A 24,994-nucleotide genomic window follows, 5' to 3' on the forward strand; every position below is an offset into this window, starting at 1 on the left:
CAAAAAACGCAGCCGTAATTGGCTGCGTTTTTTCGATAACAGGAATCTGATCAGTGAAATAATACGTTCAGTACTCCTGTTTCAAACAGTAATATGTTCTGGTCTTCATCTGAGTAATTGTATCAAAAGTCATGAATGTGCCAGTAGATAAAGAAGATTCCGATAAGAAACCGGGACAATTATTGGAATGGTGGTGAAGATGGTGTGCGCATTACTGTTATACGTGTCAGTAATAATTCGACAGCCTCAGCATCTGTTGATTTTAGCAACAAATCATATACTGTTGCATATTTTGGAAAATTAGCTTAACCGGATTTTCAACCAATTCTGTCTTTGACATGAAGTATAATTAAATGCAGGGTGTAAGTAATTTATAGATCTTTCAGTAAAGGTTGAAGCAACTTCTCTGTCTTTGTAAGTGCGATTAAGTAATAAGTTACTCGACTTTCAGGATCGGAAAAGGGTATATTAATCCTGTTGTTACGCCGGGAAGGTATCATTCGGAGCGTTATATCACTTGAAAAAGAAGGAAGATCTGAAGAATTTGCAAGCTCACCAACTGCGTCCATATCTTCTTGTTTAAAAAATTTGCCATGAGGTATCTTTTCCCGAACGACATCTTCCCAGAAACCAACATGCGCATACATGATGAAATTTTGTCCATCCATGTCTGCAAAAGTAATTTTTTTATAAGATGCAGCAGGATGAAAAGGTGGCACTGACAACATCAACTGCTCACTCCGGTACTCTTTACATATGAAATCCTCATCAGGTAGTGGTTTCGTCAATATAATCATGCCATAGTCTAAATTCCAAAGTCCTTTAAGCAGATTTTCTTCCGTATCGACAGCAGAGGATAATGTCATGCCCGATAGATTTGCTGTGGCAGTGGGCAGGAGTTCCATGAGTGGACCAGGGGCACTGCTTCCAATGGTTAAGGTATTAAGGCTCCTGTCATAAGCCTTAATATGAGCTTTCATTTCTTCCTCATCTTCGAGAATCCGTTTGGCATATTCGGCAGCAAGTTTTCCGGTCTCATTCAGTATAATTCGGTTTTTCTGGCGTTCAAACAGTGTAACTTCCAATATGTCCTCCAGCTTTTGCATGGAGCGGGACACAGATGGTTGCGCGATATGGAGTTGTTCCGCAGCTGCTGATAAAGTACCACATTCATAAAACGCTCTTAGGTGTTCCAGTAAATAGATTTCAATCATATGATCAGATCACTCCTTTTTTAGTATACGTCTCAAGTATAGCACAATGCGTAAGAAATATTGTACTCTTTTAAAAAAATACGATAAAATTTCATTGTACAAACAGAGATTGTATACTAGACATGAGAATGAGGAGATTAAATATGGAATATTTAAAACTAAATAATGGAACAGAGATGCCTTTAGCCGGAATCGGAACTTTTTTGATGGAACCAAAGGATGCAGAGGCAGCTGTGATTTCTGCATTGAATAATGGATATGTCCTAATAGACACGGCAAATGCATACATGAATGAGAAAGCTGTGGCACGAGGGATGAAGGCTTCCGGTTTGAAGAGAGAAAATATCTATTTGTCCACGAAACTGTGGCCGAGTGCCTATGCAACAGCAGACCAGGCAATCGAAGATACCTTAAAAAGACTAGATACGGACTATATCGATCTCCTTTTTCTGCATCAGCCGGTCGGTGATTATATCGGTGCTTATAAGGCAATGGAACGTGCAGTTAAGACGGGGAAAGTTAAGAGCCTTGGGCTCTCCAATTTTACAATCGAACAGATTCAGGAAGTAGTTGATGCCACGGAAATCAAGCCCGCAGTTGTTCAGGTGGAAGCGCATCCTTACTATCCTCAGACAGGTCTCAAAGCGTTTCTAAAAGATATGGGAACTGTCGTCATGGCATGGTATCCACTGGGACATGGTGACAGGAATCTGATAAAAGAGCCAGTGTTCACAGAGCTTGCAGCAAAGTATGGGAAAAGCAATGTGCAGATCGTCCTTCACTGGCATACTCAGGCTGGCAATGTCGTCATTCCCGGCTCGAAGAATGATGCACACATTAGAGACAATTTAAATATCTTCGATTTCATTCTGACGGATGAAGATATGCAGAAAATCGCTGCTTTAGACAAGAACATGAGATATTATACGGCTACAAAGGAAGCACTGGAAGGATATCTCAAATTCTTACCGGACTTTGACAGGCAGGAATAAAACAGAGAGGAGAACAGAGATGGAAATAAGAACACTTGGAAATGAATTCAAAGTTTCAGCGGTTGGACTTGGCTGTATGGGATTCAGCCATGCATACGGTGTACCGTCAAAAAAAGACGAAGCGATCCGCTCGATACAGGCTGCTTATGAAATGGGATATACGCTATTTGACACAGCGGAGGTATACGGTACACAGGATGATCCGCACGATAATGAACGGCTGGTGGGAGAAGCACTGAAACCATACAGAGAACAAGTGCAGATCATCAGCAAGTTCGGTATCCATTTTGATCTGGATGATGGAAAGGTAAATCATGGGCTTATCCCGGATGCTCGCCCCGATATGATCCGGTGGTCTGTGGAAGGATCACTGCAGCGCCTGCAGACCGACAGGATTGATTTGTACTTTCAGCATCGTATCGATCCGGATATTGCTCCGGAAGAGGTTGCCGGTGTAATGTCAGAACTGATGCGGGAAGGGAAAATCCTTCATTGGGGAATTTCTGAAGCGAATGAAGATTATCTGCGCCGTGCCAATGCGGTTTGCCCTGTAACAGCGGTGGAGAACCGATATTCCATGATGGCACGACGGTATGAAGCACTCTTCCCGCTGCTGGAAGAACTGGACATCGGACTGGTAGCTTTCTCACCGATGGCAAATGGACTTCTCACTGGTGCGTATGGCAAGGATGCGAAGTTTGATTCTAAGCTAGACTATCGTAGCGCAATGCCGCAATTTAAAGTGGAGGCCATGGATCAGAACAAAGAGCTTTTCGATTTGATCAAAGGGATGGCAGAAGAAAAGCAGGCGACAATGGGACAGATTTCTCTGGCATGGATGCTTTGCAAGAAGTCATATATCGTACCAATCCCCGGAAGCAGACAGGTTGAAAGAATTCGGGAAAACGGTGGTGCAGCAGATGTGAAGCTGACTGCGGAAGAGGTCAGCAGTATTGAGGCCAAACTGAATGTCATCCCGATGTCGGAGGTATTCGGTGGCTCGGAGATTGCAAAATAAGCGGGAAAGAGGTGGATTGTTATTGAAAAGTCCGGTATACAAGGAGGTTATGGTATGGCAGAAAAAAATCCCCTGATTATTAGAGAACAGGGCAGTTTTATGACCGGAGGAGTGATAAAAACTACATTGGGCAAGATAAATTACGAGAATCCGGCAGATCTGTCGGGACAGACACTCCACGGAGATCATGCTTATGTATCGTATCAGCTCCCGGCGAAGGAAAATCAAAACCCTCTGGTATTCCTCCACGGAGCTTTGTCCTCCGGAATTGCTTGGGGAATGACACCGGACGGTAGAGAAGGCTTTGACACCCTCTTTTTAAGAAAGGGCTATGGCGTGTATCTGGTCGACCAGCCGAGACGTGGTAAAGCAGGCAGAAGCACTTTGGATGGCAGTGTTTCAGGGAAAACAGATGACCAGCTCTGGTATCATACCTGGAGGCTGGGAACATGGCCGAATCTCAGAGAGGGAACGCAGTTCCCGGAAGGAGCAGAGGCAATGGATCAGTTCCTCCGCTGGATGACGCCAAATACCGGAAATTACGACGAGAAGGTGATTGCAGATGCGATTGCAGCATTATTTGAGAAACTGCAAAAAGGCATTCTTATAACGCATTCACAGGGTTGTGGCCCCGGCTGGAGAACTGCCATCTTAAGCAACAAGGTGCAGGGCGTGATTGCATTTGAGCCGGGAAGCGGTTTTGTATTCCCGGAGGGCGAGGTACCGGACCCGATTACCTCCTTAAGTCCTTTTGGTCCCCTTTCTGCTGCAGGCATTCCAATGGAAGAATTTAAGCGTCTGACAAAGATGCCTATCTGCATCTACTATGGTGATTTTATTCCGAGAAAAACGTCAACGGACTGGCCACAGGATCATTGGAGAGCTCGAAAGGAGATGGCGGAACTCTTTACAGAATGCATTAATCGTCATGGCGGGAATGCGAAGGTCGTTTCGCTCCCTGATATCGGAATTACAGGAAACTCACATTTTCCGTTTTTGGAAAAGAATAATGTCGAAATCGCAGAGCTGATGAATCATTGGATTCGAGAGAATCAGCTGGTGTGATTGTCTTGGCGAAAGGATTAGGGATGAAAATGGAGCAAATTTTATCGATAAGAAAAACACACATCGCTCTAAGCGCTGCCTATGCGGCGGTTGGTGATATGAGTTCATTAAAAAAGGAACTGACTGACGCATTGGAGGATGGATTCACGATCAGTGAACTTCGTGAGATTCTGATGCACTGCTATGCCTACTGCGGATTTCCAAGGGCACTGAATGGCATCGGAGCACTGATGTCAGTCTTAAAAGAACGTGAGGAAAATGGTCTCAAAGATACCGAGGGCGCTGCGGCGGAGACTTTGCCAGAAGGAACGGATAAGAATTTATACGGGAAACAGATCAGGGAAGAATTGACAGGGGTTCGTCCGACAGCTGCCTATGCACTCTTTGCACCAGGGATCGATGATTTACTGAAAGAGCATCTCTTTTGTGATCTCTTTTCCAGAGGAATTCTGACAAGGGAAGAAAGAGAGCTTGTGACAATCAGCGTAATTGCAACGCTTCCTGGAGCGGAGGCTCAGCTGCGAACACATACCGGTATCTGCCAGTCGCAGGGTTTTACCGTGGAAGAAACGATCGTCTGGAAAACGCTGATCGATGAGAAGGTGCTAAGAAGACCGCTCTTCGGTCTTGGCTTGGAGAATACAGAAAATGCAGCATATTTCAGCGGTCAGAGTTTCGTAAACGCATTGGTTACCGACCCGATGCGAGTGACCAATATCACCTTTGAACCAGGATGCCGAAATAACTGGCATATCCATCATAAGGGTGGACAGATTCTTCTCTGCACGGAAGGAAACGGCTGGTATCAGGCAGAGGGAGAAGCACCGCAGAAGCTTACACCGGGTGATGTCGTTAATATCCCTGCTGGGGTAAAGCACTGGCACGGAGCGGCAAAGGACAGCCGATTTGTTCATGTTGCACTTTCCGTACCCGCAGAAGGAGCGTCAGTTGAATGGCTGGAGCCCGTCACAGATGAAGATTACAGCAAAATTAATTAAAAATGGAGGTTATTCCAATGAGCAGAGCATTTACAACGAAGACGATAGAGGAAATCAAAGCTGAGAATACCCATAATGACAACCTGTTTGGACTGGTTTATCAGGGAGCAATCACAAAAAATAAAGAAGGTGAGGTAAATATACACCCCATCGCCTATGACCTTAACGGACTAAGAATTGCAGCCAATGTCTACACTCCGGCAGGCTATCAGGAAAATGACAGCAAGGCGTATCCAGCCATTGTGGTCGCACATCCAAATGGCGGTGTGAAGGAACAGGTCGCAGGAAACTATGCACAGCATTTGGCGGAGCATGGCTATATTACCGTGGCAATGGATGCGGCCTATCAGGGTGGCAGCGAGGGAATGCCGCGCAATACGGATAAACCTGCCAATCGTATAGAGGATATTCATCGTGTGGCTGACATCATTGCACAGTATCCTGGCGTTGACCGTGAAAAGATTGGCATCCTCGGCATCTGCGGCGGAGGCGGCTATACGATCAAGGCGGTACAGACGGACAAGAGATTTAAAGCTGTTGCGACCCTATCCATGTTCAACTCTGGCTTGGTCAGAAGAAATGGATTTCTCGATAGTCAAACGGCTACCATTCAGGAGAGACTACGGAATGCTTCCAAAGCGCGTCAGCAGGAAGCCGATGGAGGCGAGGTGCTCTATACACCTGATATGTGTGATATGCCGGAAGAGCAGGCAAAGACACTGCCAGCCGGTCTCTATCGTGACGGCTACTATTACTATGCAAAAACCCACCGCCACCCGCAGTCTACCTTCCGTTACACGGTAAGCAGCTTTCTTGATCTGATGAACTTCGATGCTTCGGACAATGCGGATTTGATCAATCAGCCGTTGCTAATGATGGCTGGAACCGCCGCAGATACATTCTATATGACAGAGAAGGTATTTGCGGCAGCGACCGGAACGAATGACAAGGAGCTGTTCCTGATTCCCGGTGCAACTCACATTGAAACTTACTGGAAGACAGAATATATGGAGCAGGCAGTCGGCAAGCTGGTGGAGTTTTTCTGTAAGAAACTTTGATTATCGGATATGATATAAGGATGCAATCTGACAGCGGGATGCGCAAGGAAGCTGGAGTGGATTGAAATCTTTGATATATTAAAGGAATGCGTGTAGGAGGGAAAGAACATGAAAATTTTATTTATCAATGGAAGTCCGGAGCAGAACGGCAATACGGCGGCACTGGCTAAAGAGCTTCTGAAGGGCAAAGAATATGAGACATTGAACCTCACTGATTACAGAATCAATACCTATGGACAGGAGCTGCCAGGAGATCAGTTCGGCGAAGTGTTGACAAAGATAAAAGAAGCTGAGACGATCGTGATCGGTTCGCCAGTTTACTGGCACAATATAAGCGGTGCGGTTCGTACATTGCTGGATCGATTCTACGGCCCGGTGAGTCAGGGAGAACTTAGTGGGAGGAAGCTGTTCTTCCTATTCCAAGGTGCGGCACCGGAGAAGTGGATGCTGGAAGCAGGTGAATACACCATGAACCGTTTTGCATCACTTTACGGTATGACATATATGGGAATGGCAAAGAACAGAAGCGAAGCCAAAGTTTTATCAGAAAAACTTTAGTTGTTAAATTTTGTGTACCGAAACCGACATTGCGCTAACAATTCGCGTAATTTTGAAGTCGGGGAATATGCCTGAATTTAAAAATAATGAGGAGGTATATGATGAAAGTATTATTAGTAAATGGAAGTCCCCATAAGGAAGGTTGCACTTACACAGCACTATGCGAAGTGTCCAATACGTTAAACGCTGAAAAAATAGATACCGATCTGTTTTGGATTGGTAATAAGCCGCTGTCTGGCTGCATTGCCTGCAAGACCTGTGCACAAAAGGGTCTCTGCGTATTTGACGACAAAGTCAATGAGTTTCTTGAAGTTGCCGGAGATTATGACGGATATATTTTCGGAACCCCCGTCCATTGGGGTGCCGCTACTGGCAGCATCACTTCTTTTATGGACAGAGTTTTTTACACGGATCTTCTTGGCCGCGGAAACCGATTCACTTTAAAACCTGCAGCGGCTGTGGTATCTGCTCGCCGTGCTGGAACAACTGCCACATGGGATCAGATCAATAAATATTTTGCGTTAATGCAAATGCCGATTGTTTCTTCCCGCTATTGGAATATCGTTCATGGTGCAAAGCCGGAAGAAGTTAGACAGGATTTGGAGGGCATGCAGACTATGCGTTTTCTTGCCCGCAACATGGCATACTTTTTGAAATGTATGGAAGCAGGAAATAAACTTAGCGTAACGCAACCGGGACAGGAACCTGTAACCTTTACGAATTTCATTCGGGAGTAAAGAGAATAAAGTATAAAATATAGGCTTTTCAAAGTCAGTTAATGATTTAGAAAGCCTTTATTTTATATAATTGCAAAGTAAGAACAGGCGCTGAACACCCAAAATGTGGCTTTTTATGCGATAGTTTCTGAAATATAATTTGTCGCTAAGAGGTTACTAGGTCCAAAAAGAATCTTTTTTTGACCGTTCAGGATATGTTGAGGTAATAACTCTGCTATAAAAGGTATAATAAATTTCTCTGTAACATGTGTCTTAATATCCTAAAACTTATATTTTTCTCATGGATTTCTCACAAATTTCTCACAATTTCGCGCTATGGTTAAATATAACACATTATTATTAGTTGCACAGGAATCAGGTAATCCGGTGAAAATTGAAACGCTCTTGACTTCACTGCCTCTTCCACGTAATATAATAAAAAACACTATTGCTGTATTGCACCTGATTTTCGAGGCGAAAAGTCACGTCCATGGCATAGACATCAAAGAAAGAAGGGATCACAATGCCCAAATTACTAATTGTTGATGATGATATACATCTTCGGAAGCTAGTGCTGACTTATGCTGAATTGAATGGATATCAGTGTGAAGAGGCAGAAAACGGTCTGAAGGCGATTGAGAAAATAAATAGCATACAGTTTGATATCGTTGTGCTGGATGTCATGATGCCAGAACTCGATGGCTTTGAAACTCTCGGGGAAATACGCAAGGAAAGTCAGGTACCGGTTATTATGCTGACCTCCCGCAGCGAGGAATATGATAAATTGCTGGGCTTTAACCTTGGGACAGACGATTATGTACCAAAGCCGTTTAGCCCAAAGGAGCTGATGGCCCGTATCGGTGCTGTACTTAAGCGCAGCGGAAAAAAAACATGCGATAAGCTTATCTTTGGAGAATTTTGTATCTCACCTGGTTCAAGAGCAGTAACCGTAGGTGGAAAAGCACTTAATCTACCACCAAAAGAATTTGATCTTTTATTGTATCTTGCACAGAATGAAAGACTTGTCCTCAGCCGGGAACAGTTGTTAAATAAGGTCTGGGGATATGAGTATTATGGTGATGCACGTACGGTAGATACCCATATCAAATCACTTCGGGAACATCTGGGCGACTATAGGAAAGTAATTCAAACTGCATGGGGGGTTGGGTATAAATTTGAATATGAATAAGATTTGTAAGAGGTCTCCCTTCCACTCCAAGATTGTAGTTCGCTTGTGGTTGATTATGATGCTTTTGGTGACACTGAGTATAGCATTTATGTGGGTTGTACAGATCTTTCTATTTGAGCAGAACTACGTGGATTCTACCGTTGCTGAAGTACAAAGTCGTTTACAGCCTTTAATAGAAGAAGTGAAAACGAAAGATCTTGCCCATAATGATCAACTGGTTTCCTCTCTAAGCAAGTCAACTAACGGGAAGATGATGCTAATTGACGGTGATGGAAAGCTGATTGCACTTTACAGTTTAGGACATAGATTATCAGATGAAAACTCTTTGGAATCCATGTCGGTATTTCTAAATTATTTAGAGCAGAGTAAAGAATATCAGCAGGTTCTGCAGGGAAAATCATACAATAAAATTATACGATATAGCTCTGAACCGTTAGACCTTGAAATCGGAATTCCGATAATATATGAAAATCGACAAGCTGTGATTATTCTTTATCATTCTCTGGATCAACTACAAACGGTCCTGCGTATTAACCGGAAACAGCTTGTGACACTAAGCATAACACTGACACTGGTGGCTGCCATACTGGCGGCATTATTATCCCGTCATTTTGTGAAGCCAATCCGTGTAATAAAGAGCACGGTAGACAGACTTGCAAAGGGCGAGTTGACTGCAACCCCCGGGCTTTCACTGAATGATGAGCTCGGACAATTATCCGATTCGGTAGATGAGCTTAGTAAGGCGCTCCAACGAGTGGATGTTCTTCGTAAAGAGGTCATAGCCAACGTATCCCATGAGCTGCGATCACCTCTGGCTCTTATTAGGGGATATGCTGAAATGGTGAGGGACATCAACTGGAAAAATGCCAAAAAACGTAATGAGGATCTTAATCTTATTATACAGGAAGCCGGTCGAATGAGTGAGATGGTCAGCGATATTATGGATTATTCACAGCTACAGGCGGGGTATATCCAACTAAAAAAGGATTGGTACAATTTATATGAAATGATTGAGTCAGAGGTAGCTCATTGCGAACAAAACGCTGCTGAATATGGAATTACGATTCGCTTGACGAGCACTCAGGATGACATCCCCGTAAATGTAGATGCGATGAAAATTTGTCAGGTTATGCGAAATCTATTGAATAATGCTGTTAATCACACTGTAGATAGAGGAATAATATCAGTTGTGATTGAAAAAATGAACAACGAGATACGGGTGTCTGTTATCAATCCGGGTGAACCTATCCCGGAGGAAGACCGTGCCATCATCTGGGAGAGGTACCAGCGTAGTCAGCATCATGGCGGACGGAAAAAAGGAACTGGCATTGGTCTTTCCATCGTAAGCACATATTTAAAGGCTCACGGTATGCCTTATGGAGTGGATTGTAAAGAAGGTCTAACCACCTTTTGGTTCGAGTATTCAAATTCAAATAATGTGAGCGAAAATAGATGATTAACTACCAATTATTGATGTTAAAGAAGCAGGCAATATTGCATAGCCTGTTTCTTTGTTTTTAGAAACAAAACAGAAGAGTACAAAGAATAAAAAGGTAAAATGCAATTATCTATATAAAAATTAGACATGGTAGATTAGACAAAGTGACTGAAACTAGAAATGATTTTTGTGCAAAATGTAAATAGACAGAAATGAAGCATTTATGTTATGATTCTGATAGATTAATATAAGGTGTTACTCCTCAGAGGCGCTACTTGCATATCTCTTCCGTTTGGAAGTTTGTTGTATGTAGTTTTTTTTGAGGATTTTTTTATTTTATTTTTGGAAGGGGGCAGTAAGTGTGCAGATTATTAAGCAAATAAATAATAATGCAGCCCTTGCGCGGGATGGTTGTGGTAATGAGATTATTGTTCTGGGTAAGGGCGTTGGATTTCCTAAAATGCCCTATGAACTAACGGATCTTTCTAAAATCGAACGTTCATTTTATGATGTGGATATCCGCTATGTAGACATGATTACAAGCCTGCCACGGGCAGTAATACTTGCCAGTGCAGATATTGTTGAACAGGCTGAAATGAATTTGAATTGTGAGTTGAATCCAAATCTTCCGTTTACATTAGCAGATCACTTGAATTTTGCAATTGAACGTATGGATAAAGGAATCAATATTACCTTTCCATTGGCCTATGATGTTCAGCTTCTCTATCCAAAGGAATATGAGGTGGGTCTAGCCGCATTAAATATTATTGAAAACTATCTAAAAATTCGATTACCTGATAGTGAAGCGGTCAGTGTTGCATTGCATTTAATCACAGGTGAAACTGAAGCTGGTGATATACATTCGGTAATGTTGACATTAAAAATTTTATCCGATGTTGAATCTATTGTAGAGCAGGAACTTCAAATTAAAATGGAAGAGAAAAGTTATCAGTACTCACGATTTGCAATGCATTTACGATATTTAATTCAACGATTGGCTACAGATAGACAGATTAATAATAGAGATTGCAGCATGTTACGTACGATGGCAAGAGAATATCCGGATATTTATCTCTGTGCTCAAAGGATAGTTGACTATTTCAGTGAGACTTGGAACTGGAACTGTGAGAAGGAAGAAATCCTTTATCTGATGCTACACATTAATAGATTAAAAGAAAAAAATGAATAGTCATTTGTATGAAAAAAAATTGATGAACGAAGGAGGCTTGTGACATGAAAAATTTTAAATATATAATTAAAGATCCGGTCGGGTTACATGCAAGGCCAGCAGGTAATCTGGCAAAAAAAGTAAAGGAATATGAAAGTAAAGTCATAATCAAAAAGGGCGAAAAAGCAGCAGAAGCTCAGAAACTGATGACGGTTATGGGGTTATGTGTGAAACAAAATGATGAGATTACTATAGAAATAGATGGTGTTGATGAGGATAGAGCTTATCTGGAAATTCAGAAATTTTTTGAGGAGAATTTTTAAGTATGCAGAAAATATCGGGAAAATCGGTACAAAATGGTACAGCAATAGGAAAAATCAAAGTTTATACAAAAATAGGGACACCTGTAAAACGGATACATGTTAATAATGCAGTAGCAGAAATTCTAAGAGTGGAAAAGGCAGTCAATCAAGCAATAATGGACCTTCAAAATTTATATAAAATTGCAGTAAATGGAGCAGGTGAGGATAGTGCTGCAATATTTGAAGTGCATCAGATGATGTTAGAAGATGAGGATTATAATGATAGCATTCGCAATATAATCGAGCATGAAAATGTAAATGCAGAATTTGCTGTGGCGAGAACCAACGAAATCTTTTCGGATATATTTGCTTCTATGGAAGATGAGTATATGAAAGCTAGGGCAATAGATATTAAGGACATTAGCAATCGTCTGATTCATATTTTAACCGGAGAGGAAGAAAATATATTATCGGATTTAAAAGAAAAGGTAATTCTTATTGCAGACGATTTAACACCAAGCGAAACTGTTCAGCTGGAGAAGTCAATGATACTGGCATTTGTTACTGTTCATGGATCTTTGACATCACATACAGCCATTCTTGCTCGAACTATGAATATTCCGGCGCTTATCAGTGTTCCCATAGAGAATATTAACGAACTGGATGGAAAAATTGGAATTATAGATGGAAAAGAAGCCGTTCTTTATATAGAGCCGGATGACAATACCATTGAATTTTACGAAAAAGCAGTGTTGGAAGAAGAAGTACAAAAAAAACTCCTTTTGGAATTAAGAGGAAAGCCGACAGTAACATCAGATGGAAAAGAGATTCATCTTTGTGCCAATGTGGGGAATATTGGAGATATTGCATTTGCACAGAGTAATGATGCGGATGGAATTGGCCTTTTTCGCAGTGAATTTATCTATTTGGGATCAAAGGATTATCCAACGGAAGAAGAGCAATTTCAAATGTATAAGCAGGCACTTCAGTTAATGGAAAAAAAGAAAGTGATTATTCGTACTTGTGATATTGGTGCAGACAAGCAAGTGGATTATTTCTGTATGGATAAGGAGGAAAATCCTGCACTTGGATACCGGGCAATCCGAATTTGCCTTGACAGAGTAGATTTTTTTAAGACACAGCTTCGGGCACTTTTTCGCGCAGCGGTATTTGGGAGTCTTTCGATTATGTATCCGATGATTATTTCTCTTGATGAAGTAAAGCGCATTAAAGAAATTGTTTCAGAGGTACAAACTGAACTGGAAACAAGCGGTATCCCATATGCAAAACATGTTGAGCAGGGGATTATGATTGAGACTCCAGCCGCAGCGCTGATATCGGACGAATTAGCCAGGGAGGTAGATTTTTTTAGCGTTGGTACAAATGATCTTACCCAATACACTCTTGCAATTGATCGCCAGAATGGGAAATTGGATAGCCTTTATGATAAGCATCACCGAGCGATTTTAAGTTTAATTAAGATGGCGGCAGATAATGCGCATGCTAATGGAAAATGGATAGGTATTTGTGGAGAACTGGGCTCAGATTTGGAACTAACGAAAACGTTTCTTGATATGGGAATTGATGAATTGTCCGTTTCCCCTGGAATGATTTTAAAAGTTCGAAAGAGAATTATGGAATTATAATATGAGTAAAATAAGTAAAAGAAATATGCTATGAAAATCAAGACTCTACATTTCCAGAATGTTATTAGTAAATGGCGCGCGTTTACTATTGCAGATAAAAGGAGGCTGTGCTATGAAAGAAGAGCAGTTATTGCAGCAGATAATACATCTGGCAGGAGGCAAAGCAAATATAAGCAGAAGTAATTATGCCTCTGGGGTACTAGAACTATTTGTGAAGGATTGCAGTCTGGTTAAGATTGAAGAAATTCGCGAGGTAATGGGAGTTGCCGATGTATTTATGAGACGTAGCAGAATCCGCATAGAAATAAAACTAATAACTGATATTAAGGAGAGAATAACAATGTCGCAATATACTGAAATGGCTACCAGGTTAATTGATCTTGTTGGCGGTAAGGACAATGTAACAGAAGTACTGCATTGTATGACTAGGCTACGTTTTAGATTAAAAGATGAAAAATTATTAAATGCAGAGGAAATCAAAAAGGTAGAAGGTGTTTTAGGTTTCCAGAAAAATGTTGGTGAATATCAGATTATTATTGGGGCAAAGGTCGATGATGTGTATCAGGAGGTGGTCAGAATTGGAGAATTCTTAGAAAAGAGAGCAATTCAGGAAAATCTAGATACCCCAGCGGTGAAGGAAAGAGTGTCATTCAAGAAGATAGGAAGTAAGCTGTTCGAATTAATTTCAGGATGTATCACACCAGTCATCCCTGCATTTGTTATTATGGGTATGTTAAATACGATAGCTGCATTACTTGGACCTAGTGTTTTAAATGTTCTGTCAGCACAATCGAATGTATATATTCTCTTAACTGGCATGGCAAGTGCAGTTACATATTTCCTGCCCTTTTTACTTGCATATTCTGCGTCAAGAAAACTTGGTGCAAATACCATTGTTTCACTTGTAATGGCAGCACTATTGATGTCTCCGGTTATTACAGGCGCAGTTACTGCCGGTAAATCCTTTACTGTATTTGGCATACCAATGATGCTGATTAATTATTCAACAACTTTCCTGCCGATCATACTAATCGTAGCGGTACAGGTTTATATAGAAAAGTTTTTGAATAAGATTATACCAAATGTGTTAAAAGCAATGCTGGTTCCAACATTAACAGTACTCATTATGGCACCAATAGGATTATGTGCACTTGGTCCGATTGGTAATTGGCTGGGTACAGGGCTGGCATCTGTACTTATGGCATTAAGCGAACATGCAGGTTTTCTTGAGGGTGCTTTGGTTGCAGGTCTGTATCCATTTTTGGTTGCTTTCGGTATGGGTGGTCCAATATTCCTGGCGACATTTACCGTTTATACTCAGACTGGACTGGATTATTTATATTTCCCATTCATGGCTGTTTATGGTATGTGCATCGAAGGAGTTGCAATTGCTTATATAATTAAGTCCAAGTCTGCGAATGCTAAGCAGGTTGGTATTGTAGCATTAACAAGCCAGGCTTTAGGCGCTGTATCCGAACCAACTATTTATGGTATTTTATTTAAAAATAAAGTTTGCCTTGCTGTTACAGTTGTTTCAAGTGCAATAGGTGGATTTTATATTGGATTGACACATATAGCTATGGTTAACTTAACAGTTTCTATTCCTGTGATAGGACCGTTCTTAATGTTCTCCGGTTCAACCACATCAAATATGGTTAACGGTTGTATTGGTGTGGTAGCTGCATTTATTCTTGGTTTTGTTGGAACACTTATTTTCTATAAAGGAAAAGAAGACTAGTCAAAAAGAAGAACTGCAGAGGCAAAACTCTGCAGTTCTGTTATTAAAAGAGAAAGTAAAGGAGATTAGTTGTGTATGAAAAGATTTTCTGACAGCTTTTTGTGGGGTGGAGCAACCTCCTCATCTCAAATTGAAGGCGGATGTTATGAAGGCGGGAGAGGACTGACAATTCAAGATGTCGTTACCGCCGGAACTAATAACCAGGCCCGATGCTTTACCTATGTTGACAAAGATGGTAAGCAAGGAAAGTATCCGCAGTTTGGAGGCACGCTTCCGGCGGGAGCAAAGTACGCAGTTTTTGATAATGAATATTATCCAAACCATAGGGCAATTGATTTTTATAGATACTACAAAAAAGATATAAAAATGTTTGCGGAAATGGGATTCAAAGTATTCCGTATGTCTATCTGCTGGTCCAGAATTTACCCTAAAGGAATAGAGGAAAAACCAAACAGGGAAGGACTGGAATTCTATAGAAGTATTTTTATGGAATTAAAAAAATATAATATTGAACCATTAGTCACAATTTGGCATGGCGAGAATCCGCTTTATCTGGAAAATGAATTGGGTGGATGGGACAACCGCCAGATGATTGAGTATTTTGATAAATATGCACTGACTGTATTAACCGAATACAAAGGACTTGTTAAATATTGGCTGACTTTTAATGAGCTTAATAATACAATAATGTTTCTTGACCTTATGGAAAAAGAACTTGCGCAAAAGGAAGTGCAGAGCACATATCAGCAGATACATCACAAATTTGTTGCAAGTGCACATACGGTCAAAGCAGCTCATGAAATTGATCCGGAGTACCAGGTCGGCTGTATGATAGCATATGCAGTGAATTATCCAAGTACATGTTCACCAGCGGATGTGATAGCTAAGCTGGAGAAAGACCAGAAAATTACACACTATTGTGGAGATGTTCAGGTAAGAGGATATTATCCGGGCTATGCTCAGAGAATATTACAAGAGGCAAAAGTTGTGTTAAATATTACTGAACAGGATATTGCAGATCTGAGAGCGGGGAATGTAGATTTTTACAGTTTCTCATACTATTCCAGTGCCTGTGTATCTGCAAACGAGATAGGAGAGAAAGCTAAGGGTAATTTTACAATAGGCGAGAAAAATCCTTATTTAATATATAGCGAATGGGGATGGGCAATGGATCCGGATGGATTACGTCTTGCTTTGAATGAAATATATGATCGATATCAGATTCCGGTAATTGTAGTGGAAAATGGACTGGGAGCAGTTGATAAGGTAGAAGAAGACGGCAGTATTCATGATGATTATCGTATAGAATACATTCGTAGTCATATAAAAGCAATGTATCAGGCAGTCAATGATGGTGTAGATCTATTTGGATATACGACATGGGGCTGTATTGATGAGATTTCAGCATCCACAGGAGAAATGAAAAAGAGATACGGTTTTATTTATGTTGATCGTGATAATGAAGGAAATGGTACCTTGGCGAGAATTAGAAAGGACAGCTTCTATTGGTATAAAAAAGTTATTAAATCTAATGGAACAGAACTCGATTAGTGAGTTTGTATGTTTTGACATAAAATTTCAGAAAGGCAAAATAACATGGGATTATTAGACAACATTTTTCAGAAAAAAACGCAAATTTCTGTATTTTCAGATGAGGATATTTTAGCAGTAGCGAATGCTGTTATGGTTCCAGCTTCTGGTATCAGTGATGCTACATTTCGGGAAGAATTGATGGGGCAGACAATAGGATTTGATTTGAAAGATGGCACAGTTGTTTCTCCTGTTAATGGAGAGTTGGAAGTATTGTTCGCTACAGGACATGCATTCGCCGTTCGTATGGTAGATGGAACAGGCTTATTGGTACACATCGGTATTGACACAGTTCATCTGAATGGTGCTGGATTTAAGACTCTGGCTAAACAGGGGGAGCTGGTAAAAGCCGGTCAGCCTATTGTAAAGGTAGACATAGATGCAGTGAAGAAGGCTGGATATGAGTGTGTCACTATGCTGATTGTAACAGAACCGGTAACGGAAGGTGCCAGAATACCTTTTATTGCTTTTGGAAATGTTACAAGGGGTCAGATTATAATAGAAAAGTAAGTACCATCATAAGAATGATTCAAGTGTGTCATAAGTCATTGTTGTACCGAATGGATGAATATGTAAGATACATATTCATCTTAATATGATAATCGGCTTGCAACACCTGAATCATAAAATCAGCTATAACTAAAAGATAATAACAATAAACTATTTGAGAAAGAGGTCTCTTTTTTAGTTTGTGCGCCATGGGTGCGCTCTAACAGGTGTGAATCCCGAACATGCTCAGGTAGTGGGAAGTGTATAGCTGAACAGCAAGGGTGTCTATCGTGGGGTGGAATCTGAATTATCCGAGTAGTATTATTATCTAAGGAATCCGCTAGAAATCATGGATTTATTATAATAAATGATAAATCTTCTCGGATAAGTTTCAGATTTATTAATCATACATACCTTTCCTTGCAATGATACGGTTGTGGTTACCATACTTTTCACGTTGTTCCGATTACTCTGCACCTTTCATTTCTTACTAAGCGCTTATCGGTAGGAATATCACGAGATGGATGGATAGTACTTATGTACAATTCAACCACGACTTCAAGTCGCACACTATGACTTATCTGACTCCCTCCCCAAACCTTTTTCGACCAGATCATATGATATGTGGGTGGTCTTCCCAGGGTAAGACACTAATCTTTCATTCCACAACCTCTTGATTTACAGATTGAATGAATAAATGCAAATTGGATTATTGTTAGTAAGGGCGTGTTGCAAGACTATTTGAAAATAGTTTTGCAACACGCCCTCTCGGTTGAAGGGAATATGTGTTACCACACAGCAGGTGATAAAAAAGACAAAGGTTCTGAACACATAAAATTTACCAGATTAAATCTGGTAAATTCCGCGTTTGAATTTATATGGTTCTTGAGTTAATATATAACTATGGTTTGAGCGTTAAAAGGTCAGTCTTTCACAATGGGACGGGGCTTTTTAACGCTCATATCGTAATTATTGGTTCTAAGCAGGTGGGGCAATTGCCGGTGACAGTAGTGAATATAACTATTTATGTCATTTGGTAAAACAATCTGTCATTAGATTTTATATTAACATGGGATTTATTTAAAGAGAAGCATATAGAAGACATAAGAAAAAGAGGAAGCAATTAATGAATTATAATAATCCTGTAATTAGAGGGTTTTATCCGGATCCGAGCATCTGTAAGGTATGTGATGATTATTATTTAGTGACTAGTTCGTTTGAATATTTACCAGGAGTTCCTTTATTCACCAGTAAGAACCTGGTGGATTGGGAACAAATGGGGTACTGCTTAACCAGAGATAGTCAGATTGATTTACATGGTACATTCTGCAGCGGAGGAATCTATGCTCCGACCATTCGTTATTACGATGGAATGTTCTATATGATAACAACTAATATATCTAAAGGGAATTTTATTGTATATACAAATGATTTAAAGAAGGGATTTAGCAATCCGATTTGGATTGATATTAAAGGTATTGACCCATCTCTTTATTTTGAGGATGGAAAATACTATATTCAGGCTTCCTGTATGACGTTTATACATCAAGCTGAAATAGATATAAAAACCGGTGCACTGTTATCAGAGCCTAAAATCATTAGTGAAGGTTGTGGGCACCGTGATGTTGAAGCACCTCACATTTATAAAATAAATGGCTGGTATTATTTAATGTGTGCGGAGGGCGGGACTCGCGATGGACATATGGTAACCGTGCAGAGAAGTCGTTTTTTATATGGCCCCTATGAAAAATCGCCGAATACACCTATGGTATCAAATAAAGATAAAAGTAAAGAAAAACTGCAGGCAGTTGGTCATGCGGACCTTATTCAGGACAATTCAGGTAACTGGTGGATTGTAGCATTAGCAACAAGACCATATAAACATAGGCACCATTTAGGGAGAGAGACAATACTAGTACCCGTTATCTGGACAAAGGATGGATGGCCTATGGTTGAAAATAGTTATGTGCCTTCTGAAATAACATGTGAAGGAATTGGGATAACAAAACAAAAAGAGGAATCTTTTTTTGATGACTTTGATCAGAACGGAATGAGAGCTGATTACAATACCATCAGAGATTTCATAATAAATCAATATTCCTTAAAAGATAAAGCCGGTTATCTGACATTACGAGGTAATGGTGAAGATCTTAATACATTATCGTCGCCTGTATTTCTTGGAGTCAGACAAAAAGAATATATTTGTCGGTTCGAAGTTAAACTGTTAACGGAATTGGAGGAGGGTGGAACAGCTGGATTAGCAGTATTAATTGATAATCATCACCATATGGAAATTGGATTAAGAAATAGCCAGGGCATTCTCGAATTATATACAAAGAGAACGGTTGATGATATTGTAATTATAACTAAGGCATTCGACTATCTGGAAGAAAAAATAATTATCGGTATTGAAGCAGATGAACTTCATTATAAATTCTACTATATCAGTGAAAAGAATGAGAAAATAATAATCAATGAGGCAATGGTCAAGCATATGTCTGTTGAGATGTCTGACTCACCCTTTACAGGAGTTTTTGGAGGAATGTTCATTGAAAATAGGGGGACAGCTTATTTTGACTGGTTTAAATATGAGGAGAGTCCGAAACCCTAATAATTACACAAACAAAAATTACATTTAAGAGCATATAAAAAAAGATAAATCTTTAAGAAGATTGAAAGAATTAAATGGGGTGATGTGTTGATGAGGGAACAAAAAGCAGCAGATTATAAAAAGATTAAGCTTTCAGAGGATATAATGACAGGAATGGGTCGAATTGATAAACATCTTCAAGATGTAGTAGAAGTTTCTACAAATGCAACAAGTGATGCTAATCAAGGAATTTCGGTCATAAATAATGGAATTAATCAAATGTCAATTATTCGTAAAAATTTTACTGAAGTCACATCGGCGTTGGATTCTCTTAAATTAAAATCCGAAGAAATAAAGAAAAGTATAACGCTAATTGGAGAACTAGCAAAAAGAACGAATTTATTGGCTTTAAATGCATCGATTGAAGCTGCGAGAGCAGGGGAACATGGAAAAGGATTTAGTGTGGTAGCCATAGAAGTTAAAAAATTAGCAGCTCAATCCTCTGTGGCAGCACAGGAAATTGAGGGGTTAATATTTAAAATTCAAAATGATGTTGATGATTCAATGAATTTTATGCAAGAGGTAAACACAAGTTTACAAATTGGAGAAACGGTAATCGGAGAGGCAGGAAATTCTTTTAAAAATATATACAATAATTTTTTAATATTTCAGATTATTTAAATGAGTTATCAACTACTATGGAAGAAACCTTTTTAATAATGAGCGATGCTCTCAATGATTTTAAATAATAAGCTTAATATTCCAAACGGCATAATGATAATTGAGAATAATTATATTCATAGCTTGTAATCCTTAAACCAGAAACTATGGTTTAAGGATTTTTGCGTATATAATTATTTGGAATAAAATAAAAGAAGAAAATAGCATAATGGTCAAGTGCTCATAAATAGTAATTACCACATTCAATCTGGAAAAAGACATTTAACGATTAGCAATGATTTATGTTAAAATATTAAAAAGCATTCTGCATCCGTTATAAATAAGGCATTTCAGGGTAGGATTCACCACAAATATTTCGATGAAAGGGAGGTTTATTATGCTTGCATCATATTTGAAGGATTTATTAATGTGTCTGGAAGACGGTAAATATAAGACAGCAAAAGAGCTGGCAGAACGCTTAAAAATAAGTGAAAAAACTGTGCGTACCCGGCTTAAAGAATTGCAGTTTATCTTACAAAAATATGGAACGGTTATTGAATCTAAACCAAGATTTGGATTTAAGTTAATTATTACAGATATAGAAAAGTATAATGAATTGGAAAGAATGGAAAGTGAATTTAATGAAAAAACTAAGATTCCCAATACTGCTGAAGAACGAAAAAATTATTTACTTGCATACTTACTAAATCATAATGGCTTTATAAGGCTTGAAGAATTATGCGATTTTTTGTATGTTTCCAAGAGCACAATAACAGCTGTACTAAAGCAGGTAGAGTTAGTTTTAGAGCAATATAGAATCCATGTTGAGAGACGTCCCAATTATGGGATTCGTATTATTGGAAATGAAATGGATATCAGACGTTGTCTTGGCGAACTTTTTATAAAAAGGAATTTATTAGTTGGACTAAATGAAGAATATAAAGAAAAAGAATTAAAGAAACTTGCTGATATTATATCTCAATATGTAAAGGAGTTCAATGTTAATTTTGTTGAGACAGCATTTGAAAATTTTATTACAAATGTTTATATTGCGCGAGGAAGGATCGCCCATAAAAAAAATGTTAACTTAGAAAAAAGTGATATTCATAATTTAAATGAAAACGAATGGGCATTTGTGATAAAGCTTGCAGAGAGACTTGAGCGAGAATATGATATAAAGTACCGCGATTCTGAGGAAGCGTATATAGCATTGCATCTGGCTGGAAGAAGAATGGTTGGAAGTGGCGAGCATGATGAAGTGAATTTTGTTATCCGTAGTGAAATTGATCAATTGGTTATAAAAATGCTAGATAAGGTTTTCTTGGACTTTGGATTGGATTTTCGTAACAGCTTTGATTTAAGAATGAGTTTAAATCAGCATATAGTGCCACTTGATATTCGCTTACGATATGAGCTTCCTATTGAAAACACACTATTAATAGAAATAAAAGACAATTATAAATTTGCATATTTGGTTGCGGAGATAGCATCAACAGTACTTGAAGATTATTACAAGAAGAAATTATCAGAGGATGAGATAGGTTTTATAGCATTATTGTTTGCTCTTGCTCTGGAGAAACATAATGCAGCAATTGATAAGTACAATATATTAATTGTTTGCAGTTCAGGAAAAGGAAGTTCCAGATTGCTAAAATATAAATACAGGCAGGAATTTCAAGATTATTTAGATCAGATCTATGTATGTGATTTGCGTGAAGTTGAAACCTTTGATTTTTCGAAAGTTAATTATGTATTCACAACCATAGCAATCATGCATCATATTCCAGTACCAATTATAGAGGTTGGATTGTTTCTGACAGAAAAAGATATGCTTAATGTAAAGAAAGTTTTGGGAAGAAAGAAAACAGATTTTTTGGAGCAGTATTATTCTGAAAATGCATTTTTTGAAAGACTTGAAGGTACTACAAAAGAGGAAGTGCTTATGAATATTTGCAATAAAATTATAAAAGATAAAAATGTTCCAATGGATTTTTATCAATTGGTAGCAGCTCGGGAAGAACTGGGAACCACTGACTTTGGAAATCGAATAGCAATGCCGCATCCGCTAAAAACTGTGACAAATGAATCATATGTGTATGTGGCAATATTAAATCAGCCAATTCCATGGGGTAAATCTGATGTGCAGGTTGTATTTATGACAGTTATAGGTAATCAGCCGGATTTAAATCTACCGAAGTTTTATGAATTTACCATAGAATTAATACAAAATAAAGAAGCAATACAGACATTGATTGAAAGTCGTAATTTTGAGACATTAATGTCCTTGTTTCAAGAACAAAGTGTTTAGTACTATAATGCTGCATTCAGAGTTTACCAGATTGAATGTAGCATTTTATGCGTTTGAGATATTGTAATAAGCTTGCTAGAATGTCATTAGAAGCAATAAATTGCCATTGCGATTTAGAATTGGAGGATGTTATGGATGTAGAAGATATTGTAATGGAGCTGGTTGTAAATGGAGGTGATGCTAGGAGTAAAGCGTTGGAAGCAATTGCCGCAGCGAGTAAACAAAATTTTGATTTGGCTGAGGAAAAAATGAAAGAGTGTAATGAATCCCTAAATAAAGCCCATATTTTTCAAACTGAATTGATTCAGAAAGAACTGAATGGAGAACCAACAACGTTAAGTCTGATTTTGGTACATGGACAAGATCATCTGATGAATGCAATAACAGTTCGTGATCTGGCGATTCATATGATTGAAATGTACAAAATCATGATGATAAATAAGTAATGATGAATGAAAGGAGAAAAAAATATGAAGTATATTACTCTTGTCTGTGCAGCAGGTATGTCAACCAGCTTATTAGTAAGCAAAATGAAAACAGTTGCAGAAAAAGAAGGAAAAAATGTAACGATTGTAGCAATGTCTGAATCATCATTCGGATCATATTCTGAACCAACAGATGTACTGCTATTAGGACCGCAGGTTAGTTATCTGTTTGATAAGATGAAATCTGAGAATGAGCCAAAAGGCATTAAGGTCGGGCTGATTGACCCATTATCCTATGGGATGATGGATGGAAAAAAAGTATTGGATACTGCACTGGCGATGCTGGTGTAAGAATTTAAAGTATTGGAGAGGGTAGAAAAATGGCAAAAGAAAACAATGTATCCGTTATGCGCCGCATCAATGATAAAGTAACACCTGTTTTTGGTAAGATTGCAAGAGAAAGGCATATTCAGGCTATATCAGGGGGATTAATGGCAATCGTTCCATTTACACTGCTGGCGGCAATCTTTAATATTATCAAAACACCGCCGGTAACAGATTCGATGATTGCAAATGGAGGGTTTTGGGCTCACATATTTGGCGGATGGTACAATTTTGCACATAAATATAATGATATATTATCGGTACCTTCGAATATGACAATGGGAATGATGAGTATCATTGCTGTATTTGCAATTTCGTATAAGTTAGCGGAATCATATAAAATAAAAGCTTTTTCAGCATCATTGATTTCATTCATTATGTTTTTATTAGTTGCATCACCGGGAATCCCTGCATATCTTGCATCGCAAGTAAACAAGGGAGTGGATATGTCTACACTATCAACAACAACTGTTTTAGATACAACATATTTGGGCTCGGTAGGATTATTTGTCGCAATTATTGTCAGCTTGATTTCAACAGAGATAACAAGATTGTGTATTCAAAAGAAAATTACAATCAAAATGCCGGATGCCGTACCGGCAGGAGTTGCAGAATCATTTTCATCAGTGATTCCACTGTTAATTAACTGTTTAATATTCTATGGAGCTTCTTTGATAATACAGCAAACTGCTGGTCTTTCAATACCGGCAGCAATCAATAAACTTATAGTTCCGGCAATTGGAAATGTTAACACGCCAGGTGGAATTTTATTAATTATTACTCTTGGGAACTTAATGTGGTTATTTGGTGTTCACGGACCTGCGCTATTTAGTATGTTATATATTCCTATCATGTTCCAGGTTTATAGTCAGAACCTTGGAATTGCAGAAGCTGGTCATGCAGTTGCATTCCAGGCTATTGACATGACACAATTTTCTAATCCTTATTTTGGACTGAATTTAGTACTATTATTCTGTGTCGCTTCCAAACAGTTGAAGGCAATTGGAAAAGCTAGTATTGTACCAGGTGTATTTCTAATAAATGAGCCTGTTATTTTCGGAATTCCAATTATGTTTAATCCGTTTATGGTAATTCCTGTATTAGTAATTCCGGTGGTAACAATGGGATTATCCTGGATACTGGGGTCTGCGGGATGGCTTACAGGAGGTTATAATATTATCTTTGCACAGCTGCCAATTGGCTTAAATGCATTCCTTGCTTCAATGAATGTACGGAACTTGATTTTTGCTTTTATAATGTATTTTGTACAATTTTTAATTTGGCTGCCTTTTGTAAAGGCTTATGATAAACAGTTAAAAATACAGGAACTGGAAAGAGAAAAATCAGTAGAAACAAACGCATAACAATACAGAACCAATAGTGTATCGGTGGTATAGTTTTATATAATACCACCGATATTGTTAAAATTGTTAGAATATGTTAATAAA

22 protein-coding genes are annotated in these 24,994 nt (G+C 38.9%); 21 read left to right on the forward strand and 1 reads right to left on the reverse strand.

The window, feature by feature from the left end; translation table 11 throughout:
• Window positions 1-371 precede the first annotated feature (371 nt).
• Window positions 372-1,214: a LysR family transcriptional regulator gene (locus tag BUF11_RS04420; protein ID WP_073587539.1), complete on the reverse strand. Its 843-nt coding sequence runs from the start codon at window positions 1,212-1,214 to the stop codon at window positions 372-374.
• Window positions 1,215-1,357: 143 nt separating this feature from the next.
• Between BUF11_RS04420 and BUF11_RS04425 the strand changes: the two genes are divergently transcribed.
• The 21 genes from BUF11_RS04425 to BUF11_RS04525 all read left to right on the forward strand — a co-directional run bounded on the left by BUF11_RS04425 (window position 1,358) and on the right by BUF11_RS04525 (window position 24,910).
• Window positions 1,358-2,206: an aldo/keto reductase gene (locus BUF11_RS04425; RefSeq protein WP_073587540.1), complete on the forward strand. Its 849-nt coding sequence runs from the start codon at window positions 1,358-1,360 to the stop codon at window positions 2,204-2,206.
• Window positions 2,207-2,225: 19 nt separating this feature from the next.
• Complete coding sequence (locus BUF11_RS04430) at window positions 2,226-3,224, forward strand: aldo/keto reductase (protein ID WP_073587541.1); 999 nt, start codon at window positions 2,226-2,228, stop codon at window positions 3,222-3,224.
• 54 nt (window positions 3,225-3,278) lie between these two features.
• A complete protein-coding gene (locus BUF11_RS04435) occupies window positions 3,279-4,289 on the forward strand; it encodes an alpha/beta hydrolase (RefSeq protein ID WP_207665464.1) in 1,011 nt (336 codons plus the stop codon).
• 23 nt (window positions 4,290-4,312) lie between these two features.
• Window positions 4,313-5,287, forward strand: a complete 975-nt coding sequence (locus BUF11_RS25020) for a carboxymuconolactone decarboxylase family protein (protein ID WP_139243267.1) — start codon at window positions 4,313-4,315, stop codon at window positions 5,285-5,287.
• Window positions 5,288-5,304: 17 nt separating this feature from the next.
• On the forward strand, window positions 5,305-6,345 hold the full coding sequence (locus BUF11_RS04445) for an alpha/beta hydrolase (protein ID WP_084558440.1): 1,041 nt from the start codon (window positions 5,305-5,307) through the stop codon (window positions 6,343-6,345).
• A 108-nt stretch (window positions 6,346-6,453) separates the two neighbouring features.
• Window positions 6,454-6,903, forward strand: coding sequence for a flavodoxin family protein (locus BUF11_RS04450; protein ID WP_073587543.1), 450 nt, complete (start codon window positions 6,454-6,456; stop codon window positions 6,901-6,903).
• Between the two features lie 101 nt (window positions 6,904-7,004).
• A complete protein-coding gene (locus BUF11_RS04455) occupies window positions 7,005-7,640 on the forward strand; it encodes a flavodoxin family protein (protein ID WP_073587544.1) in 636 nt (211 codons plus the stop codon).
• Between the two features lie 502 nt (window positions 7,641-8,142).
• Window positions 8,143-8,808 (forward strand): response regulator transcription factor, encoded by a 666-nt coding sequence (locus BUF11_RS04460; RefSeq protein WP_073587545.1) that lies wholly within the window; start codon window positions 8,143-8,145, stop codon window positions 8,806-8,808.
• Complete coding sequence (locus tag BUF11_RS04465) at window positions 8,801-10,264, forward strand: sensor histidine kinase (RefSeq protein ID WP_073587546.1); 1,464 nt, start codon at window positions 8,801-8,803, stop codon at window positions 10,262-10,264. Before BUF11_RS04460 ends, BUF11_RS04465 begins: the two co-directional genes overlap by 8 nt.
• Window positions 10,265-10,607: 343 nt before the next feature.
• Window positions 10,608-11,435: a PRD domain-containing protein gene (locus BUF11_RS04470; RefSeq protein WP_073587547.1), complete on the forward strand. Its 828-nt coding sequence runs from the start codon at window positions 10,608-10,610 to the stop codon at window positions 11,433-11,435.
• A 44-nt stretch (window positions 11,436-11,479) separates the two neighbouring features.
• The gene (locus tag BUF11_RS04475) at window positions 11,480-11,737 is read left to right on the forward strand and encodes an HPr family phosphocarrier protein (RefSeq protein WP_073587548.1); all 258 of its coding nucleotides are present in this window, start codon (window positions 11,480-11,482) and stop codon (window positions 11,735-11,737) included.
• Between the two features lie 2 nt (window positions 11,738-11,739).
• Window positions 11,740-13,362, forward strand: coding sequence for a phosphoenolpyruvate--protein phosphotransferase (gene ptsP / locus BUF11_RS04480; protein ID WP_073587549.1), 1,623 nt, complete (start codon window positions 11,740-11,742; stop codon window positions 13,360-13,362).
• A gap of 112 nt (window positions 13,363-13,474) precedes the next feature.
• On the forward strand, window positions 13,475-15,100 hold the full coding sequence (locus tag BUF11_RS04485; protein ID WP_073587550.1) for a PTS transporter subunit EIIC: 1,626 nt from the start codon (window positions 13,475-13,477) through the stop codon (window positions 15,098-15,100).
• Between the two features lie 75 nt (window positions 15,101-15,175).
• Window positions 15,176-16,651 (forward strand): family 1 glycosylhydrolase, encoded by a 1,476-nt coding sequence (locus tag BUF11_RS04490; RefSeq protein ID WP_073587551.1) that lies wholly within the window; start codon window positions 15,176-15,178, stop codon window positions 16,649-16,651.
• A 45-nt stretch (window positions 16,652-16,696) separates the two neighbouring features.
• The gene (locus tag BUF11_RS04495) at window positions 16,697-17,200 is read left to right on the forward strand and encodes a PTS sugar transporter subunit IIA (protein ID WP_084558442.1); all 504 of its coding nucleotides are present in this window, start codon (window positions 16,697-16,699) and stop codon (window positions 17,198-17,200) included.
• Window positions 17,201-18,305: 1,105 nt separating this feature from the next.
• Window positions 18,306-19,790, forward strand: coding sequence for a glycoside hydrolase family 43 protein (locus tag BUF11_RS04500; protein ID WP_073587552.1), 1,485 nt, complete (start codon window positions 18,306-18,308; stop codon window positions 19,788-19,790).
• A 90-nt stretch (window positions 19,791-19,880) separates the two neighbouring features.
• Window positions 19,881-20,450: a methyl-accepting chemotaxis protein gene (locus BUF11_RS04505; protein ID WP_073587553.1), complete on the forward strand. Its 570-nt coding sequence runs from the start codon at window positions 19,881-19,883 to the stop codon at window positions 20,448-20,450.
• 376 nt (window positions 20,451-20,826) lie between these two features.
• A complete protein-coding gene (locus BUF11_RS04510) occupies window positions 20,827-22,737 on the forward strand; it encodes a BglG family transcription antiterminator (RefSeq protein ID WP_073587554.1) in 1,911 nt (636 codons plus the stop codon).
• 131 nt (window positions 22,738-22,868) lie between these two features.
• Window positions 22,869-23,183 (forward strand): PTS lactose/cellobiose transporter subunit IIA, encoded by a 315-nt coding sequence (locus BUF11_RS04515; RefSeq protein WP_073587555.1) that lies wholly within the window; start codon window positions 22,869-22,871, stop codon window positions 23,181-23,183.
• Window positions 23,184-23,207: 24 nt separating this feature from the next.
• Window positions 23,208-23,513, forward strand: a complete 306-nt coding sequence (locus BUF11_RS04520; protein ID WP_073587556.1) for a PTS sugar transporter subunit IIB — start codon at window positions 23,208-23,210, stop codon at window positions 23,511-23,513.
• Between the two features lie 29 nt (window positions 23,514-23,542).
• Window positions 23,543-24,910 carry a PTS sugar transporter subunit IIC gene (locus tag BUF11_RS04525; RefSeq protein WP_073587557.1) on the forward strand — a complete coding sequence of 456 codons (1,368 nt, stop codon included), beginning with the start codon at window positions 23,543-23,545 and terminating at the stop codon, window positions 24,908-24,910.
• The last annotated feature ends 84 nt before the right edge of the window (window positions 24,911-24,994 follow it).

Origin of the sequence: Anaerocolumna xylanovorans DSM 12503 (assembly GCF_900143645.1) — a bacterium.
Lineage (GTDB): Bacteria > Bacillota > Clostridia > Lachnospirales > Lachnospiraceae > Anaerocolumna > Anaerocolumna xylanovorans.

Bases quoted from the DNA above. Each gene is read 5' to 3' on its own strand.
- BUF11_RS04425 (WP_073587540.1), top strand. From the start codon at position 1,358: ATGGAATATTTAAAACTAAATAATGGAACAGAGATGCCTTTAGCCGGA.
- BUF11_RS04435 (WP_207665464.1), top strand. From the start codon at position 3,279: ATGGCAGAAAAAAATCCCCTGATTATTAGAGAACAGGGCAGTTTTATG.
- BUF11_RS04450 (WP_073587543.1), top strand. From the start codon at position 6,454: ATGAAAATTTTATTTATCAATGGAAGTCCGGAGCAGAACGGCAATACG.
- BUF11_RS04420 (WP_073587539.1), bottom strand. From the start codon at position 1,214: ATGATTGAAATCTATTTACTGGAACACCTAAGAGCGTTTTATGAATGT.
- BUF11_RS04515 (WP_073587555.1), top strand. From the start codon at position 22,869: ATGGATGTAGAAGATATTGTAATGGAGCTGGTTGTAAATGGAGGTGAT.
- BUF11_RS04465 (WP_073587546.1), top strand. From the start codon at position 8,801: ATGAATAAGATTTGTAAGAGGTCTCCCTTCCACTCCAAGATTGTAGTT.
- BUF11_RS25020 (WP_139243267.1), top strand. From the start codon at position 4,313: ATGAAAATGGAGCAAATTTTATCGATAAGAAAAACACACATCGCTCTA.
- ptsP (WP_073587549.1), top strand. From the start codon at position 11,740: ATGCAGAAAATATCGGGAAAATCGGTACAAAATGGTACAGCAATAGGA.
- BUF11_RS04455 (WP_073587544.1), top strand. From the start codon at position 7,005: ATGAAAGTATTATTAGTAAATGGAAGTCCCCATAAGGAAGGTTGCACT.
- BUF11_RS04505 (WP_073587553.1), top strand. From the start codon at position 19,881: ATGAGGGAACAAAAAGCAGCAGATTATAAAAAGATTAAGCTTTCAGAG.
- BUF11_RS04525 (WP_073587557.1), top strand. From the start codon at position 23,543: ATGGCAAAAGAAAACAATGTATCCGTTATGCGCCGCATCAATGATAAA.
- BUF11_RS04475 (WP_073587548.1), top strand. From the start codon at position 11,480: ATGAAAAATTTTAAATATATAATTAAAGATCCGGTCGGGTTACATGCA.
- BUF11_RS04495 (WP_084558442.1), top strand. From the start codon at position 16,697: ATGGGATTATTAGACAACATTTTTCAGAAAAAAACGCAAATTTCTGTA.
- BUF11_RS04490 (WP_073587551.1), top strand. From the start codon at position 15,176: ATGAAAAGATTTTCTGACAGCTTTTTGTGGGGTGGAGCAACCTCCTCA.
- BUF11_RS04520 (WP_073587556.1), top strand. From the start codon at position 23,208: ATGAAGTATATTACTCTTGTCTGTGCAGCAGGTATGTCAACCAGCTTA.
- BUF11_RS04445 (WP_084558440.1), top strand. From the start codon at position 5,305: ATGAGCAGAGCATTTACAACGAAGACGATAGAGGAAATCAAAGCTGAG.
- BUF11_RS04500 (WP_073587552.1), top strand. From the start codon at position 18,306: ATGAATTATAATAATCCTGTAATTAGAGGGTTTTATCCGGATCCGAGC.
- BUF11_RS04430 (WP_073587541.1), top strand. From the start codon at position 2,226: ATGGAAATAAGAACACTTGGAAATGAATTCAAAGTTTCAGCGGTTGGA.
- BUF11_RS04460 (WP_073587545.1), top strand. From the start codon at position 8,143: ATGCCCAAATTACTAATTGTTGATGATGATATACATCTTCGGAAGCTA.
- BUF11_RS04510 (WP_073587554.1), top strand. From the start codon at position 20,827: ATGCTTGCATCATATTTGAAGGATTTATTAATGTGTCTGGAAGACGGT.
- BUF11_RS04485 (WP_073587550.1), top strand. From the start codon at position 13,475: ATGAAAGAAGAGCAGTTATTGCAGCAGATAATACATCTGGCAGGAGGC.